We start from the raw sequence: 16,282 nt of genomic DNA on the forward strand, positions 1-16,282 counted from the left end.
CTATGGTACCGTTTTTAATCCGTGTTTCCTCCAAATTTTTCCGGCTTCTGCGGATGTTAGAAATCGAAGCAAAGCCCGTGCCCCCTTCCTATCGGAACAAATTCCCCCGGTATACCGGATCTGGGAATATAACGAATCCGGCAGTTCCAGCAGCACCCGTACTTTTTCCGAGCGCCTGGCATCACTGGCGTAAACCACCCCCAGGGGGGCTTCGCCCATTTCAACGACCATCAGGGCCGCGCGAACGTCCATGGCCGGGAGGGTTTTGCCGTGAAACCCCAACGCCTCAAGGGCCTGGGCGGCGTATTTTCCTGCGGGGACGTGTGCCGGATCTCCCATGGAGAGCATTCCATCGGACAACCACGCCTCCCAGGGGATGGAGTCACCTGTCCTTTCCGGTTGCAGGTTCCTATCGGAAGGGGTTACCAGAACAAGGGTATTGCCCGCAAAATAAGTCAGACCCGGGGGGCGGATCAGGCCCAGGCTGTCCAGGTATTCAGACCAGGCCGGGTGGGCACTAATAAAGAGGTCAGCCCGGGCGCCATGGGCAATTTGTCTGGCGAGGGTTCCGCTGGAAGCCAGATTCAACCGGACTTCCCTACCCGTTTGGTCCTGAAATTCGCGGCTTATTTCGCCCAGGACGTCGGTAAGGCTGGAGGCGGCAAAGACCCGGACAGCCTCGGGTTGTCTATTTCGGTTTGCGTCCCGGTTTTCCGACCGGCATCCGGCCCACACCATAGTAACCAGGGTGGCAATGGCCAGGTATAAGGAGAATCGGAAGGGCTTTAGGGGGTGCCTTTTCATGGGGTTGGGTCGCGCGCTTGTGTAAATGTAAGAAGCTTTGCCCGATCTTAACAACCCCGGCTAAGCCGGATATCCAAAAGGGTTTGGCCCGGTTATTGAACCGGGGTTGTGTAGTTTTCCCGGAACCCCCTACCTTTGGAAGGGAGCCCTGAAACCCATAAAATCCATTGTATGTCCAAAATACTTGTCATAGAAGATGAAGCCGCTATCCGCAGGGTATTGGTAAAGATCCTTGCCGAAGAAAATGACGCCTACCAGGTGGAAGAAGCCGAAAACGGCCTGGAGGGGTTGGAGAAATTGAAGAAAACCGAGTACGACCTGGTATTATGCGACATCAAAATGCCCAAGATGGACGGGGTGGAGGTGCTGGAAGCTGCCGGGAAGGCGAGGCCTGAGGTGCCCTTCATCATGATTTCCGGCCACGGGGACCTGGATACCGCGGTGCAGACCATGCGGATGGGTGCTTTCGACTACATTTCCAAACCGCCGGACCTGAACCGGTTGCTTACTACGGTCCGTAATGCCCTGGACCGGAAGGAGCTGGTTGCCGAGAACCGCATCCTCAAAAAGAAGGTGAGCAAGAATTTCGAGATGATCGGCGAAAGCAGTGAAATCCGGCAGATCAAGGAGATGATAGACAAGGTGGCAGCCACCGATGCCCGGGTACTGATTACCGGTCCCAACGGGACGGGCAAGGAATTAGTGGCCCATTGGCTGCACCAGAAAAGTGCGCGCAGCGGGGGACCCTTTGTGGAGGTCAATTGTGCCGCCATCCCTTCCGAGCTTATTGAGAGTGAACTGTTCGGCCACGTTAAGGGTGCCTTTACCTCTGCCGTGAAGGACAGGGCGGGGAAATTTGAAGCGGCCAACAAAGGCACCATCTTCCTGGATGAAATCGGGGACATGAGCCTTTCCGCCCAGGCCAAGGTCCTGAGGGCCTTGCAGGAAAGCAAAGTGTCCCGCGTGGGCTCAGACAAGGATATCAAGGTAGACGTCCGCGTGGTAGCAGCCACCAATAAAAACCTGAAGCAGGAAATTGAGGACGGGAAGTTCCGGGAAGACCTTTACCACCGCCTTGCCGTAATCCTTATCCAGGTACCCGCTCTGAACCAGCGGAGGGACGATATCCCCATGCTCATCGAACATTTTTCTGAAAAAATCAGCCAGGAACAGGGCGTACCCACCAAACGCTTTTCCAAGGGGGCAGTGGCTAAATTGCAAAAATATGACTGGACAGGGAACGTCCGGGAGCTGCGCAACGTGGTGGAGCGCCTTATTATATTAGGAGGGAGTGAGGTCAGCGAAAGCGACGTGGACCTGTTCGCCAGCAAATAACCGAACCGTTATTCCGGGCAGCCTCCGAGGGCTTCCAGGGCATCCTCCGTAATCTCCTTGGTCCTGATATTGTAATAGCGCTTGGCCGGGCTCAGGTCTTCCCGCAGCAATTGTTTTTCGCAATGGGCGTAAATACGTTCCACAAACTCCAGGGCCTCCGGACAGGGTACATCCCGGACGACGTCCTCCAGGGAGTTGCGGTAGTTTTCCAGGGCCAAGTCTATCTTGGCCTCTATCTGGCTGCTGGTCAAAGGCTTTTTCTGCCGGGCGTCACTGGCTGTGGCAGTATTCAGCGCTAATTTCCCGCTCCCGTACTGACTTTCGTGCTGTTCGTGTTCGTCAATGGCTTCTTTACTCGACCGGGCGTGTTCCAGGGCCTTTTGCAGCAGGATGCGGGCTCCTTCAAGGGAGCTTACACGGGTGGCCAGTTTCAGGCTCTGAAGGCTTTCCTCAATGTTCTGGTTGGCGTGGTCGCAACCGCAATCTTCAAACTGCGATTTGGATTTTTCTATTGTGTTGAGGGCTTTATAGGCGTGGTACCGGCTGAGGTTCAGGTCGGAAGCCTCCAGGGCCTGGCGTACGTGGTTGTTCACAAAGCCTACCATGGAACCTGCGCTGATGCAGGATCTTTCCGGGGCGGCAGAGAGCAGCAGCAGGGCGCTGCCGGCAACGAGCACAAGTAGGGATTTCATTCGGTTTTGTTTTAAGCCCTTGCGGGTAGGGTACTGATTTGGGTAATGTAAAAGTACCTCTTAATCCCGGGAGGCTCCATTTTTTTCGTCCTCTGTGCCCAAACCACCGACCTGTGGTCAGGGTCATAGACGAAGTGTCCTTTTTTGGCGGGGAATGGTGCACCCGGCGAAAATATTTTATCTTCAGGGCATGGATTCAATTAAGGCAAAGGATTTCAGGGCATATCCCAAAACCGACCTCTCAGCCCTTCCCACCTACGAGGATTTCGGGCTTTCGGAAAAGGCGCTCAAGAAGCGACTCGAACATGTGCGCAAACGTCTGGGCAAGTTTCAGGATACCTTGTATGCCCATGGGAAATATGCCGTTCTGGTATGTATTCAGGGGATGGATACGGCCGGGAAAGACAGCCTTATCCGGGAGGTCTTCAAGGACTTCAATGCCCGGGGGGTCGTAGTGCATAGTTTTAAGGTTCCCACAGAGTTGGAGCGCAAACACGATTACCTTTGGCGGCATTACATTGCCCTGCCTGCCCGCGGGAAATTCGGGGTTTTTAACCGGACGCATTACGAGAATGTGCTGGTTACCCGGGTGCACCCGGAATATATCCTGGGGGAGTACCTCCCGGATGTCCGGCAGGTTTCCGATATAGACCAGGCGTTCTGGGACCGCCGTTTTGACCAGATCAATGCCTTTGAAAAGACCCTGGCCGAGAACGGCACCCTGATTTTTAAATTTTTCCTGAATATTTCCAAAGAAGAACAACGGCAACGGTTGCTTAGGCGGTTGGAAAAAAAGGAGAAGAACTGGAAGTTTTCCCCGGGCGATCTGGATGAGCGGGAACTCTGGGACCAATACCAGGCCTGCTACCAGGAAGCTATTTCCAAAACAACCTTCGGGCATGCCCCCTGGTATGTTATTCCCTCGGATAGCAAGCCGGCCGCGCGCTACCTTTTCGCCTCCATTCTTTATGAGGAGCTCACCCGGTACACCGATATTGAGGAACCGGTGCTGTCTGAGGACTTGCAGGCCCGTATTTCCGAATTCAAAGCCCGCCTGGAGGCGGAGTAGTTAACATAAAACACGTAGAAATGCATTTAAACCCTCTGTTTGGTATACGCTCAAAGGCAGGGACTTGGGCCCTGGCAGGCATATTTTTCCTGCTATTGGGATATATGGCCCAGGCCCAGCAATCCGATTCACTGCTGATCCGTAGGCTCTATTCAGCAGCTTTAACTGAAGGGAAGGCTTATGGTTGGCTGGATTACCTTTCCAACCAGATAGGGGGCAGGCTTTCCGGATCGGTACAGGCAGAACAGGCCGTGGAATATACCCGGAAAGAGCTGGAGTCCCTGGGGCTGGACCGGGTGTGGCTCCAACCGGTTATGGTCCCGAAATGGGTAAGGGGTACTACGGAATTCGCCTATATCGAAAGTGACCCGGGCAATACCAACAATGTACCCATTTGTGCCCTTGGGGGGTCGGTGGCCACTCCGCCAGGGGGGCTCAAGGCCCAGGTGGTGGAAGTAGATGGTATAGCGGCCCTGGATTCCCTGGGCCGGGAGGCTATTGAGGGAAAAATCGTTTTTTTCAACCGCCCCATGGACCCCACCCAGATCCACACCTTCCAGGCCTATTCGGGTTGTGTGGACCAGCGGTATTCCGGTGCGGCGGAGGCTGCGCGCTATGGGGCGGCCGGGGTTATTGTGCGTTCCATGAACCTCCGCCTGGACGACTATCCCCACACCGGGTCCATGAGCTATGGCGAGCTTTCGCTGGAGGAACGAATCCCTGCAGCCGCTATCAGTACAAACGGCGCGGAGCTTCTGAGCACTACCCTGAAGCTCAACCCGGATATCCGCTTCTTTTTCCGCCAGAGTTGCCGCCAGCTGGAGGATGTGCCCTCCCACAACGTCATTGGAGAGGTCCGGGGTACGGAATTTCCTGAGAAGGTCATGGTAGTAGGCGGCCACCTGGATTCCTGGGACCTGGGCGACGGGTCCCACGACGACGGGGCAGGATGCGTACAGAGTATGGAAGCCCTGAGGTTGTTGCTAAGCCAGGGTTACCGCCCCAGGCATACCATCCGCGTGGTCCTGTTTATGAATGAGGAAAACGGACTCAGGGGAGGCAGGGCGTATGCGGCCGAGGCCCAGAGGAAAGGGGAGGAGCATATTTTTGCTCTCGAGAGCGATGCCGGTGGTTTTACCCCCAGGGGGTTTTCCTTTGATTGTTCCGATGCGGCCTTCGAGCATATCCAGTCCTGGAAACCGCTGTTTGAGCCTTACCTGGTGCACCAGTTCACCAGGGGCGGGGGCGGTGCCGATATTGGCCCGCTTAAACCCCAGGGCCCTATTCTGGCCGGTCTGCGACCGGATTCCCAGCGGTATTTCGATTACCACCATGCCGAAAACGATACCTTCTCGGCCGTTAATAAGCGGGAGTTGGAGCTGGGTGCGGCCACGATGGCGGCCCTGCTCTACCTGGTCGATTCCCAGGTCGGGGCATTGACAGACCGGGAGGAGGGTCGCTAGGCCCGGTCGTTATATATTCCGTATCTTTGGCGCCTAAAACCAAGCAGATGCAAGAAGGGATTTACGCCAAATTCAACACCAGCAGGGGAGAGATCCTCGTAAAACTCACTCACGATAAAACCCCGGGAACCGTGGGGAATTTTGTAGGCCTTGCCGAGGGCGGCCTGCCCAAGGGCAAAGCGGGTACCCCGTACTACAACGGCCTGAAGTTCCACCGTGTCATCCCCGATTTTATGATCCAGGGCGGATGCCCCCTGGGGACCGGTACGGGAGACCCGGGATATAAGTTCGACGACGAGTTCCATCCGGACCTCCGCCACAATGAACCGGGGGTTCTCTCCATGGCCAATGCAGGGCCCGGTACTAACGGGAGCCAGTTCTTTATTACCCATGTACCCACCCCCTGGCTCGATGGGAAGCATACCGTTTTCGGACATGTGGCCCAGGGTCAGGAAGTAGTAGATGCCATCGCCCAGGGCGATGCCATTGAATCCGTGGAGATCGTGCGGGTAGGTGCCGAGGCCGAGGCCTGGGATGCCGTTCGGGCCTTCGAGGACTTCGTTTCCTCCGGGGATGCCCGCAAGGAAAAGGCCAAGGCAGACATGCTGGCCCAAATGGAAGAAAAAGCCAAGGGCTTTGAAAAGACCCCCAGCGGGCTGCGCTATAAAATCCTCGAATCCGGGAACGGGGCCAAACCCAAACGCGGCGACCGGGTGGCAGTGCATTACGAAGGGGCCCTTTTGGATGGCACCTTATTCGATAGTTCGGTGCAGCGCGGGCAACCTATTGAGTTCCTTCTGGGAGAGGGGCAGGTTATCCCAGGTTGGGATGAAGGCATTGCCCTGCTTTCGGTAGGGGACAAAGCCCGTTTGCTGATCCCATCGGACCTCGCATACGGGTCTCGCGGAGCCGGCGGTGTGATTCCCCCGGATGCCCCGTTACTCTTCGATGTCTCCCTGGAAGGGATATCCTAAAACAAAAAACCCCCGGCGCCTGCCGGGGGTTTTTATTTAGAAAGGGAAGGGTCTATTCAACGACACGTACCTCCACGGCATTCATGCCTTTCTTTCCGCGTTGCAGCTCAAATTCTACAACATCACCTTCGCGGATCTCATCGATTAGGCCGGAGACGTGTACAAAATGGTCTTTGTCTGAACCGTCTTCTGTAATGAAACCGTATCCTTTGGATTCATTAAAGAATTTTACTGTTCCTGAACTCATAAAATAAAAGATATAAAATTAAAGTGCGAAGGTATGGGGAATAAATGGAGTAGACACTATTCTTTTCGAAAACTTTTGAAAATAAGTGGTTTAGGCCGTAGGGTCCGGGGTTAGACGGAGGTATGGCCGGAGTTCTTCCACCTGGTCGCCGAAGAGGGTTCGGGCCTCCGGGGTAGGGATAGACGGGCTAACCACCACTTTCTGCCCCTGCTCCCAGTTGGCGGGGGTGGCTACCTTGTGGTAGGCCGTGAGCTGCAGGGAATCGATCACCCGCAGAAGCTCGTAGAAATTACGCCCGGTGGAGGCAGGGTAGGTCAGGATCAGTTTTATTTTCCGGTCCGGCCCAATGATAAAGACTGAGCGCACCGTAAGGGTGTCGTTGGCATTGGGGTGAATCATATCATACAGGTCCGAAACCTGGCGGTCCGCATCGGCAATGATGGGAAAGTTTACCTCCACCTTCTGGGTATCTGCGATATCCTTCAACCACTCCTGGTGCGAATCCAGTGGGTCTACACTCAGGGCAATCATCCGCACCTTGCGCCTGTCAAACTCCTGCTTAAACTTGGCTGCCGTCCCAAGTTCTGTGGTGCATACGGGCGTAAAATCGGCGGGATGCGAAAAAAGGATGCCCCAGTGGTCCCCCAGGTAGTCATAGAGCGTAAGGGTGCCCTGGGTGGTTGCTGCCGTAAAATTGGGAGCCGTATCCCCCAGTCTTAGATGTGCCATAGGAATAAATATTATAGTTAGCCTATAAAAGTAGTAGAATAATAATTTAATCCCTTTGGTGCCGGGTTAAAATTCTATTAATTTTACAGGAAAGCCCTTCCCATGAACGATGCATCTTCAGAGCGCCTCCGCTACCCCATAGGCCATTTCCATAAACCCGAATCCATATCCGACAGGAAACTCCAGGACTGGATTGCGGAGTTGGAAGCCCTACCCACCCGCCTGCGTGACCTGGCCGCCCAACTGAGCGAATCCCAGCTGGATACGCCATACCGCCCTGGGGGCTGGACCGTTCGCCAGGTCATCCACCATCTCTCGGATAGCCACCACCATAGTTATACCCGTTTTAAATGGGCTTTAACCGAAGATCAACCTGTAATCAAGGCGTACCTGCAGGACGGCTGGGCAGACCTTTTCGATGCCCGCACGGCCCCTGTGTCGCTTTCCCTGGACCACTTACAGGCCGTACATGCCAAATTGGTGTATCTCCTTCGGGGGCTATCCCGGGCCGAATTAAAGCGGGCCTTTGTCCATCCGGAGACGGGGAGCGTTACCACTCTGGAGGAGAATGTAGGCCGCTATGCCTGGCACAGCAACCACCACCTTGCCCATATTTCGGGCCTATTGGAGCGGATGGGCTGGTAGGGTTACCGGCCTTGCCAGTACCCACATGCCTTTTTCCCCGGGCAACACCTCGGGGTAGGGGACCTGGGTTTCACCCAGGATTCGGAACCCCCACTTCTGGTAGAAGGACAGGGCCGGGCCCTTTTTCATCGCCTCCAGCCAAAGGCAATCTGCCCCGGTCTCCCGGGCATATGCCAGGATACCCCGCATCAGCGCACTGCCCAGGCCCTTGCCTGTGTGGGCTTTCCTGAAGTATATTTTTTCTATAAACAGCGGGTTCTGGCCCGGAAGGCCTTTACGCGTTTTACTCAGGACCCATTTGCAGATGCCCGTGGGGGTACCCTCTGAGAGCAGCAGGTACAGGCGGGTGTCCCCCTGCTCCAGGTCATGGCGCAGTACTTCTGAATTGAAATTCCGGGAGATGTAAGGGGCAGGGTCTCCCCCGGGCCACAGGTGGCAATAGTGGTCCCGGTAAGCCTGCTGCCCGGTTAAGAGGTAGTCATTGCCCTTCTCGCGGGTAACCGGGACCCATTCCAGGGGTTGGGGCTCCAGGCTCTGGCCGGTATCGATCAGCTTCCCGGTTTCCATTTGATGTTGCAGCCAATACTGGGCTTCTGGTCCGGAGAAACGTTTAAGTCATTGAGCGTGGCCTCGATGGCGGCTCGGAGGTCGGCTCCCGTAAGGGGTTTGTCATTCCCGGGGCGGGAGTCGTCCAGCTGGCCCCGGTAAACGAGTTTCAGGCCCGGGTCGAAGAGGTAGAAATCCGGCGTGCATGCCGCATCGTAGTCCTTCGCCGTCTGCTGGGTTTCGTCGTAAAGGTAGGGGAATGGGTACCCTTCTGCCACAGCGGTACGGGTCATCTCCCCCGGGGCATCTTCGGGGTAATTTTCTACGTCGTTGCTGGAAATGGCCACAAAACCAATGCCCAGGGGTTGATAGTCCCGGGCGAGCCTTACCAGCTCGGCATTTACGTGTTTCACAAAAGGGCAGTGGTTGCAAATGAACATAACCACGGTTCCCTTGGTGCCTTTTACTGAGTCCAGGTCCAGTGTTTTACCACTAACGGTATCGGGCAGGCTGAAATCAGGGGCCGGGGTGCCCAGGGGGATCATATTGCTGGGGGTTCGAGCCATATCGGGAAAGGGTTTTGCGGGTCCCAAAAATACTCAAAAGTTGGTTTATCCTCAGACTCTTCCTATCTTCTGACCCAACTAACCTTCCCTTTAAGGGGCCAACCAAACGCATTTGATTCCTACCCCTCTATGCTTTATCACGGCCACTGAGGCCTCCTATGAAAATGCCGGGAGGCGCTGTGCGGCTTCTACTTTCATTGTGCAACCTCATGATCTGGTGACATGGAATCGCAGATAGACCATTTGCAAATCCATTTCGATTCCCAGAGCCTGTGGATGCTGAATATAGCCCTGGCCCTGGTTATGTTCGGGATTGCCCTGGACATACGCCCTTCTGATTTCAGGCAGATATGGAAAGCCCCCAGAGCCATGCTTACCGGGGTGCTGTGCCAGTTTATCCTGCTGCCCCTTGCTACTTTCCTGTTGGTGGTCCTGATACGGCCCCAGCCGAGTTTTGCCCTGGGGATGATTTTGGTTGCCAGTTGCCCTGGGGGGAACGTTTCCAATTTTATGTCGCACCTGGCTCGTGGCAATACGGCACTGTCAGTCTCCCTGACCGCCTTAGCAACCCTGGCAGCTGTCCTGATGACCCCCCTGAATTTACAGTTATGGGGTGGGCTGTATGCCCCTTCGGCTGAAATCCTGAAAACAGTCCGCATTGATCTGCTGGAAATGATCCGCCTGGTAGGGCTGCTGCTGGCCGTCCCCCTGGTTTGCGGTATGGCCCTGCGCCATTACCGGCCTGCCCTCGCGCTGCGCCTTACCCGTTATTTCAAGGGGGGGTCGCTGTTGTTCTTTTTCGGGCTAATCGGCCTGGCCCTGTGGAAGGACCGGGATGTATTTGCAGCCTATGTAGGGGCAGTGTTCGGGATTGTGCTCCTGCATAATCTCATTGCCCTGGGAACAGGGTTTGGTACGGCCCGCCTGCTGCGGCTCAGCCGAAAGGACGTCCGTACCATTACCCTGGAGACGGGCATCCAGAATTCGGGCCTTGGGCTTTTAATTATATTTACTTTTTTTGACGGTCTTGGGGGAATGGCCCTGGTAGCCGCCTTCTGGGGCATCTGGCATCTGGTTACCGGCCTTTTGGTTGCCGGGATCTGGAGCCGTTACCTGTTGCGAAAAGAACCTGTGCTTTGAAAAAAGTCATATATGCGATCCTCAAACCGGTAATCCGGACAGCGTTCCAGTGTTATTACCAGCGCATTTCCTTCAAGGGGATGGGAGGGATCCCGGCCGATAAACCGGTAGTGCTCCTGCCCAACCACCAGAATGCCCTTCTTGACCCCTTGTTGTACGCGGCTTTCGCCAGAGCCAGAAAACCGTATTTCCTGACCCGTTCCGATGTTTTTCAGGGCGGGCTGCTGGAAGCCTTTTTCGATGCCATGCGGATGATCCCCATCTATCGCTGGCGCGATGGGCGGCACACCCTCAGGAGGAATGATGCCGTTTTCGACCGGTGTGCGGAGTTGCTTTCCCAAGGGGAGCACCTGCTTCTGTTTCCCGAGGCCAACCACAACCTCAGACGGCAAGTACGCCCGCTCAGTAAAGGATTTACCCGTATTGTAGCCCGGGCCATGGAGTGCTATCCGGACCTGGATTTACAACTGGTGCCCGTTGGGATCAACTACCAGGATGCGGCCGGTTTCCCGGACCGTGTTACCTACGTATTCGGTACGCCTATTGCTGCAAGGGAACTGTGGGAAGGCCTGGATGAAGCCCAGGCGGCAGCGGTAGTGAAGCAACGTATCTTCGAGGCCCTGACCACCCTCACCACCCATGCCGACCCAGACAGGGAGTACGAGGCGCAAATCCTACCCCTGGAAGAACAGGGAGCCGATTTTAACCATCCGGAAGAAGTCAACGCCTACCTGAAGGGCGCTACCCGGGATTTTCCAAGGCGCTCAAAGGGCACTGGTCTCCTGCACAGGTTGTGGGATGGGTTATTCCGCCTGCTCAATGCCCCGGTGGTGCTGCCATGGGGCTGGGTGGCCCGCAATAAGGTTTGGGAGCCGGAATTCATGAGTACCTTCCGGTTTGGCTTTGCTTTTCTGGTGTATCCGCTGTACTACCTCGCCTTGCTGCTCCTGTTGGGTTGGCTGGCAGGATGGGCCACAGCTGGGGTAGCCGTGGCCTTCCTGATTGCTTTTAACCTGCTTTACGTCAAGGGCCGGTAGGCTTCCTTACATGATATGCCCGAAGAAAATGGCATTCATCAGCAATTTGTTGGTGCCGTACCAGAATGCCCTGAAATTGGTATTATCCGTAAAAAGGATAACCCTTCCACCGCCCATGCGCGATACTTTGAAGGGGACGCTGCCCGAAATCAGGCGGGCGTTTTCTTCAGAAATATAGCCGCTCAGAAGGGGGTTTTCCGTGTATTGGATGGGGTTGTCAAAACTGTTTTTCTCAGGTTCCAGGTAGATGTTGGAATTGCGGAACAGCGCCAGACGGTCGTTTTTATAGCCCCAGTTTACCGGGTGGGAACGGTCCAGGCGTGCTTCAAAAATAGCTCCGCCGGTTACCTGAGCGCCATAGAATTCCTCTTTCTGGTCGAAGCGCAGGTTTTTGGCCTGAAGGGTACTGTCCCGGACCATCTTCAGGTCCATAAGTTCGTGGCGCTCGAGCCAGCTGGCCGCGCTGCGGTAGGCGATGAGAGTACCTCCTTGTGAAACCCATTCCTTGAGTTTGGAGGCAGCGCTTTCCGACAGGCCGCCGGAGCCCCAGGAACTTGGGAGGATGATGTCGGTGTACCGGTCCAGGTCCGCACGGGAAAGCTGGTCGGTGTCCAGTTTGGTGAGTGGGATGCCGTAGCGCGTATCGAAGAGGTGCCAGATTTCCCCGGCATCGTAGGAGCGGATGCCATCCCCCACGATAAGAGCCACTTTAGGGGCCTTCACCCGTTCAAATTCCCGGCTGCCTAAATCTATACCCTGGGTAACCCCGGTATCGACTCCTGTCAGGCTAACCCCGGTACCGGAGGCGATTTCCTGCAAGGTGGCATACAGGGTGTCGGGATCCAGGTCCTGGCCCTGGACGGGTACCATGATGGTCCCGTAGTCGTAGCTGCGCCCTCCCATCCGGAAAGGCTCCCGCCCCACTTTGGCGCGCAGCCCTTTTTGGAGCAGGGCGTTCAGGACCTTGGGGGTATAGTATTCGTGCCACTCGAACAAATAGGCGTACTGGCTTTTGCGGTCTACGCCTCCGCCCAGGGATGGGAGTTCCTGCAGGGCATTGCCGGTTTCCGGAAGGCTATTGACCTCGGAGTAGTCCAGGTTAAACGCCAGGGGGAAGGTCCAGGCCGAGATGTCGTAAAAGAGGCTGTCGGTAAAGGTGGTGCGCTTTTCAAACATGGCGCGGATGAGCCTCGGGTTTTTCTGGTTGAGTGGTACCACATAGCTGTTCCCCCCTGTAAAGGTTTTTCCGCCGATAGTCTTTTCTCCCTGAAGGGGATAAACCGTAAGGCGGTGGCGGAGCAGGATTTCGGCCAGGTGCGCGGCCTTTGCTCCATCTTTGGAATCCCCAAAGACGTAGCCCCTGGTACCCCGGGCTTCGCTGCGGAGCTGGGCGTAGTAATCCCTGCGGAAATCCAGAAGTTTTGTCCGCATATTATGGGCCGCCTCGATGGTGGAAAGCGCCGTTACAAACTGGTTGCGGATGGTAAAGGGGAAGGTGAGCACCCCGTTGTCGCTCTCCTGCATGTGGCCCCGGGAACTTGCCTGTTCAAAAAGGATCCCGATACTGCCCATGACATCAGGAAAGGTAGATCCCTTTCCGTAGTAATAATCGTCGTAGTCTTCTTCCGAATAATACAGGGAGCCGATCTTATTGAGGGCCTTGGCGTGGTAGGTTCCTATTTCGGCGGTGAGCTCCTTGTTGCGCTCCGGGGTAAGGGGGTGGATGCGCGAAGGTTCCCCGGGCTGGAAGAAGAAGGTGGAATTCGTGCCCATTTCGTGGTGGTCGGTAAGCACGTTGGGCAGCCAGTCGTGGAAGGTGTTGATGCGGGCGCGGCTCTCCGGGAGCTGCACGGGCAGCCAGTCCCGGTTCAGGTCAAACCAGTAGTGGTTGGTGCGCCCTCCGGGCCAGACCTCATTGTATTCCCGGTCATTGGGGTCCGGGGTCATGGTAATGGCCTTATGGGTGTTGGCCCAGTGGGCAAACCGCTGCAACCCGTCCGGGTTAAAGGAGGGATCCATCAGGATGACCATATTGCGAAGCATTTCCTCTATTTCCGGCCCCTGGGCGGCGGCCAGGTAATAGGCATAGGCCAGTCCGGCGTTGGCACCGCTGGGTTCATTCCCATGGATGGAAAACCCCTGGTAAACGACCACGGGCATACCAGACAGGTCCATGCTCCCGGCCCCGGATTCTGTCAGGGCGAGGTGGTTTTGACGGATTTGCTCCAGGCGTCCGTGGTTTTCAGGGGAGGTGACTTTCAGCAGCAGCAACGGCCGGCCTTCGAAAGTGGTGCCCCTGTTTTCCAGGACCATCCTGTCGCTGGCTGCAGCCAGGGTGGTGATATACTGCACCAGTTTATCGTGGGTAACGTGCCATTGGCCCACCTGGTGGCCAATGACCGATTCCGGGGTGGGGATTTCCGGGTTATAGCTGATTTGCTGGGGCAGGAAGTAATCCAGTCCTGGTGTTTCCTGCGCCATTAAAGTGCCGAATGCGGTTAACAGCACACAGAGGGAAAGAAGCGTTTTTTTCATTGTAGTGGTTCTGTTTTCACGGGGCCGTTACTTTCGGGGGGTCCCTAATGTGTAAAGATAACACCTGCGGGTTGCAGCGCCAAAAAGACCTAGCCATAAAAAAAGGCCTCCGTGGGAGGCCTTAATATATGATTGTAAGGAGTATCAGATGTCGTCGAAATCCACATCCACAAAGCTGCCGCTGCTGGGCATGCCGTTCTCAGAAGGTTCGTTTTTTCGGAAATCCTTCTGGTGGCGCTCGGAGATGACCTCCTCGCCTTTGGAATCAATAATATATTCTGTGGTTTCTTCCAGGATGTCCCGGAAGGCCTCAAAGTCCTCCTTGTACAGGTAGATCTTATGCTTTTTGTAATGGAAGGACCCGTCGTCGTGGGTGAATTTCTTGCTTTCGGTAATGGTGAGGTAGTAATCCCCGGCCCTGGTGCTGCGGACATCGAAGAAATACGTCCGGCGGCCAGCCCGGAGCACTTTGGAAAAAATCTCCTCCTGCTCCGTCAAGTCTTTCTCGCTCATCGTATCGGAATCTAGTTAGCTTGGGTATAAGGTTCCCAAAAATGTGAAAAAAATGCTAAAACAGCAACTTTTTTTAGTTTTCCTTACCCGATAGCTGGTTGATATAAAGCTCCTTGTAATACCCGGGGGCAGCGAGTAATTCCTCGTGGGTGCCGGATTGGATGATGCGGCCGTCTTCCAGGACCAGGATCTTGTCGGCATGGATGGCCGAGGAGACCCGGTGGCTTACGATGATGGTGGTTTTGTCGCGGGAGGCTTTCTTAAGGTTGGACAGGATGGCTTCCTCGGTTTCCGTGTCTACGGCCGAGAGACAATCGTCGAAGAGGTAAATGACCGGGTCCTTGATCAGGGCCCTGGCTATGGAAACGCGCTGTTTCTGCCCGCCGCTAAGGGTAATGCCGCGCTCCCCGAGGATGGTTTGGTAGCCTTTGGCAAACCCCTGGATGTTGTCGTGCACAACCGCCATGCGGGCCGCGGTTTCAATTTCCTGCTGGGTAGCATCGGCCTTTCCGAAGCGGATGTTATTTTCAATGGTGTCGGAAAACAGGAAAGCGTCCTGGGGCACGGCCCCGATGGCCTGGCGGAGGGAATCCAGGTGAACTTCCCCGATGGGGACACCATCGATAAGGATTTCGCCGGATTCCACATCGTAGAGGCGTGCGATCAGTTCCAGGATGGTCGATTTCCCGGAACCGGTTTTTCCCAGAATGGTGAGGGTCTGCCCCGGATCTATGGTAAAGGAAAGGTTTTTTATGGCCTTGATACCGGTATCGGGATAGGTAAAATGGACATTCCGGAATTCAATTTTCCCCGAAATAGGGGTAGGCGCTTCTGCAGAATTGACGATTTCAGGTTCCTGTTCCAGGAACTCGTTGATGCGTCGCTGGGAGGCCTCGGCCCGTTGCACGATGGAAGTCAGCCACCCTACAATGGCCACCGGCCAGGTGAGCATGTTCACATAGATGATAAACTCCAGGATGGTCCCCAGGGTATCGATCTCACCCCTGAAATACTGCACCCCTCCCACATAGATCACAAAGATATTGCTGACCCCGATAAGCAGGATCATCAGCGGGAAAAACCAGGCATTGACTTTGGCCAGGTCCATACTTTTTTCCTTACCCTCCAGGGCCAGGGCCTCGGCTTCGCTACTGATTCGGGGTTCAATGGCATAGGCCTTGATCACCGAGATGCCCGAGAACGATTCCTGGGCGAAAGTCGAAAGGGTAGAGAGGAAGACCTGCACCCGGGTGGAGCGTTGGTGGATAACCCGGCTGATCCAGTAAATCAGCACGGATAATACCGGAAGGGGAACCAGAGCGTAAAAGGCGATGGTGGGCGCTTTGATAAACATCAGGGGGATGAGGCAGACAAAGAGCGTCAGGGTCTGTATCCCATACATGATGGCCGGTCCGGCATACATGCGTACCTGGCTGACATCCTCGCTGATGCGGTTCATCAGATCCCCGGTGCGGTTGTTCTTGTAGAAATTGAGACTCAGTAGCTGGTAGTGGTCAAAGACCTCGTTTTTCAGGTCGTATTCGATGTAGCGGGAAACATTGATGATGGTTTGCCGCATCAGGAAGGTAAAAAACCCCGATAGCAGTGCCGCCCCGATAATGATGGCGATATATTCCAACAGCTGGGCACGCGCCTCCGGAAGGGCAAGGGCCCCGGCACCGTACTGCTCCACCACCTCTACGATGTTCTTCACATAGGAAGGCATTACCAGTTGGAAAACCCTTGCTATGATGGTAATTATAATGCCCACCAGGAGCTTGAACCAGTATTTCCGGAAGTACTTGTTGAGGTGTCTGAGTGCTTTCATTGGCCCGGGGGCATGGGATGGTGCTGCAGGGATCACAGCCGGACAAAGATAGCCCTTTGGCGCGAAAGCGGCGTTAGAGATTTCATAAACCCCCGGGGTATGCCGGAATTCGGAATCTATTGCTATTTTTGCCCCGTTCATTCCAGCAAAGTTCTTTAC

The 16,282-nt window shown here is 55.4% G+C and carries 16 protein-coding genes; 7 read left to right on the forward strand and 9 right to left on the reverse strand.

Annotation, left to right across the window (positions count from 1 at the left end):
* The gene (modA, locus tag CA832_RS11540) at positions 1-804 is read right to left on the reverse strand and encodes a molybdate ABC transporter substrate-binding protein (RefSeq protein ID WP_088341764.1); all 804 of its coding nucleotides are present in this window, start codon (positions 802-804) and stop codon (positions 1-3) included.
* 171 nt (positions 805-975) lie between these two features.
* Between modA and CA832_RS11545 the strand changes: the two genes are divergently transcribed.
* Entirely contained in the window at positions 976-2,139 is a 1,164-nt protein-coding gene (locus CA832_RS11545) for a sigma-54-dependent transcriptional regulator (protein WP_088341765.1), read from the forward strand.
* Between the two features lie 8 nt (positions 2,140-2,147).
* Here CA832_RS11545 and CA832_RS11550 read toward each other — a convergent pair whose 3' ends face one another.
* A complete protein-coding gene (locus tag CA832_RS11550) occupies positions 2,148-2,831 on the reverse strand; it encodes a hypothetical protein (protein WP_088341766.1) in 684 nt (227 codons plus the stop codon).
* A 190-nt stretch (positions 2,832-3,021) separates the two neighbouring features.
* On the opposite strand from CA832_RS11550, the gene CA832_RS11555 reads away from it, so the two are divergent.
* The 3 genes from CA832_RS11555 to CA832_RS11565 are packed head-to-tail and all read left to right on the forward strand — an operon-like array spanning position 3,022 to position 6,337.
* Positions 3,022-3,900, forward strand: coding sequence for a PPK2 family polyphosphate kinase (locus tag CA832_RS11555; RefSeq protein ID WP_088341965.1), 879 nt, complete (start codon positions 3,022-3,024; stop codon positions 3,898-3,900).
* A gap of 20 nt (positions 3,901-3,920) precedes the next feature.
* Positions 3,921-5,363, forward strand: a complete 1,443-nt coding sequence (locus CA832_RS11560; protein ID WP_394335752.1) for a M20/M25/M40 family metallo-hydrolase — start codon at positions 3,921-3,923, stop codon at positions 5,361-5,363.
* Positions 5,364-5,410: 47 nt separating this feature from the next.
* Positions 5,411-6,337 carry a peptidylprolyl isomerase gene (locus CA832_RS11565; RefSeq protein ID WP_088341768.1) on the forward strand — a complete coding sequence of 309 codons (927 nt, stop codon included), beginning with the start codon at positions 5,411-5,413 and terminating at the stop codon, positions 6,335-6,337.
* A 52-nt stretch (positions 6,338-6,389) separates the two neighbouring features.
* Here CA832_RS11565 and CA832_RS11570 read toward each other — a convergent pair whose 3' ends face one another.
* Positions 6,390-6,584, reverse strand: a complete 195-nt coding sequence (locus tag CA832_RS11570; RefSeq protein WP_088341769.1) for a cold-shock protein — start codon at positions 6,582-6,584, stop codon at positions 6,390-6,392.
* A 90-nt stretch (positions 6,585-6,674) separates the two neighbouring features.
* Positions 6,675-7,313, reverse strand: coding sequence for a peroxiredoxin (locus CA832_RS11575; RefSeq protein ID WP_088341770.1), 639 nt, complete (start codon positions 7,311-7,313; stop codon positions 6,675-6,677).
* 102 nt (positions 7,314-7,415) lie between these two features.
* Here CA832_RS11575 and CA832_RS11580 point away from each other — a divergent pair, with 102 nt between their 5' ends.
* Positions 7,416-7,958: a YfiT family bacillithiol transferase gene (locus tag CA832_RS11580; RefSeq protein ID WP_088341771.1), complete on the forward strand. Its 543-nt coding sequence runs from the start codon at positions 7,416-7,418 to the stop codon at positions 7,956-7,958.
* On the opposite strand, the gene CA832_RS11585 is transcribed toward CA832_RS11580, so the two are convergent.
* Positions 7,935-8,525 (reverse strand): GNAT family N-acetyltransferase, encoded by a 591-nt coding sequence (locus CA832_RS11585; RefSeq protein WP_088341772.1) that lies wholly within the window; start codon positions 8,523-8,525, stop codon positions 7,935-7,937. The genes CA832_RS11580 and CA832_RS11585 overlap by 24 nt on opposite strands.
* Positions 8,507-9,070: a thioredoxin family protein gene (locus tag CA832_RS11590; RefSeq protein ID WP_088341773.1), complete on the reverse strand. Its 564-nt coding sequence runs from the start codon at positions 9,068-9,070 to the stop codon at positions 8,507-8,509. The genes CA832_RS11585 and CA832_RS11590 overlap by 19 nt, the downstream gene beginning before the upstream one ends.
* Positions 9,071-9,292: 222 nt before the next feature.
* On the opposite strand from CA832_RS11590, the gene CA832_RS11595 reads away from it, so the two are divergent.
* Together CA832_RS11595 and CA832_RS11600 are read left to right on the forward strand one after the other, a co-directional pair.
* Positions 9,293-10,210 carry a bile acid:sodium symporter family protein gene (locus tag CA832_RS11595; protein WP_088341774.1) on the forward strand — a complete coding sequence of 306 codons (918 nt, stop codon included), beginning with the start codon at positions 9,293-9,295 and terminating at the stop codon, positions 10,208-10,210.
* Positions 10,207-11,247 (forward strand): 1-acyl-sn-glycerol-3-phosphate acyltransferase, encoded by a 1,041-nt coding sequence (locus CA832_RS11600; RefSeq protein ID WP_088341775.1) that lies wholly within the window; start codon positions 10,207-10,209, stop codon positions 11,245-11,247. Before CA832_RS11595 ends, CA832_RS11600 begins: the two co-directional genes overlap by 4 nt.
* 6 nt (positions 11,248-11,253) lie before the next feature.
* Here CA832_RS11600 and CA832_RS11605 read toward each other — a convergent pair whose 3' ends face one another.
* The 3 genes from CA832_RS11605 to CA832_RS11615 all read right to left on the reverse strand — a co-directional run bounded on the left by CA832_RS11605 (position 11,254) and on the right by CA832_RS11615 (position 16,123).
* Positions 11,254-13,782, reverse strand: coding sequence for a M14 family metallopeptidase (locus tag CA832_RS11605; RefSeq protein WP_088341776.1), 2,529 nt, complete (start codon positions 13,780-13,782; stop codon positions 11,254-11,256).
* 144 nt (positions 13,783-13,926) lie between these two features.
* Positions 13,927-14,295 (reverse strand): PUR family DNA/RNA-binding protein, encoded by a 369-nt coding sequence (locus CA832_RS11610; RefSeq protein ID WP_088341777.1) that lies wholly within the window; start codon positions 14,293-14,295, stop codon positions 13,927-13,929.
* A 73-nt stretch (positions 14,296-14,368) separates the two neighbouring features.
* Positions 14,369-16,123 carry an ABC transporter ATP-binding protein gene (locus CA832_RS11615; protein ID WP_088341966.1) on the reverse strand — a complete coding sequence of 585 codons (1,755 nt, stop codon included), beginning with the start codon at positions 16,121-16,123 and terminating at the stop codon, positions 14,369-14,371.
* Positions 16,124-16,282 lie beyond the last annotated feature (159 nt).

The sequence above is a fragment of the Robiginitalea sediminis genome (genome assembly GCF_002198115.1).
In the GTDB taxonomy this organism is placed as follows: domain Bacteria; phylum Bacteroidota; class Bacteroidia; order Flavobacteriales; family Flavobacteriaceae; genus Robiginitalea; species Robiginitalea sediminis.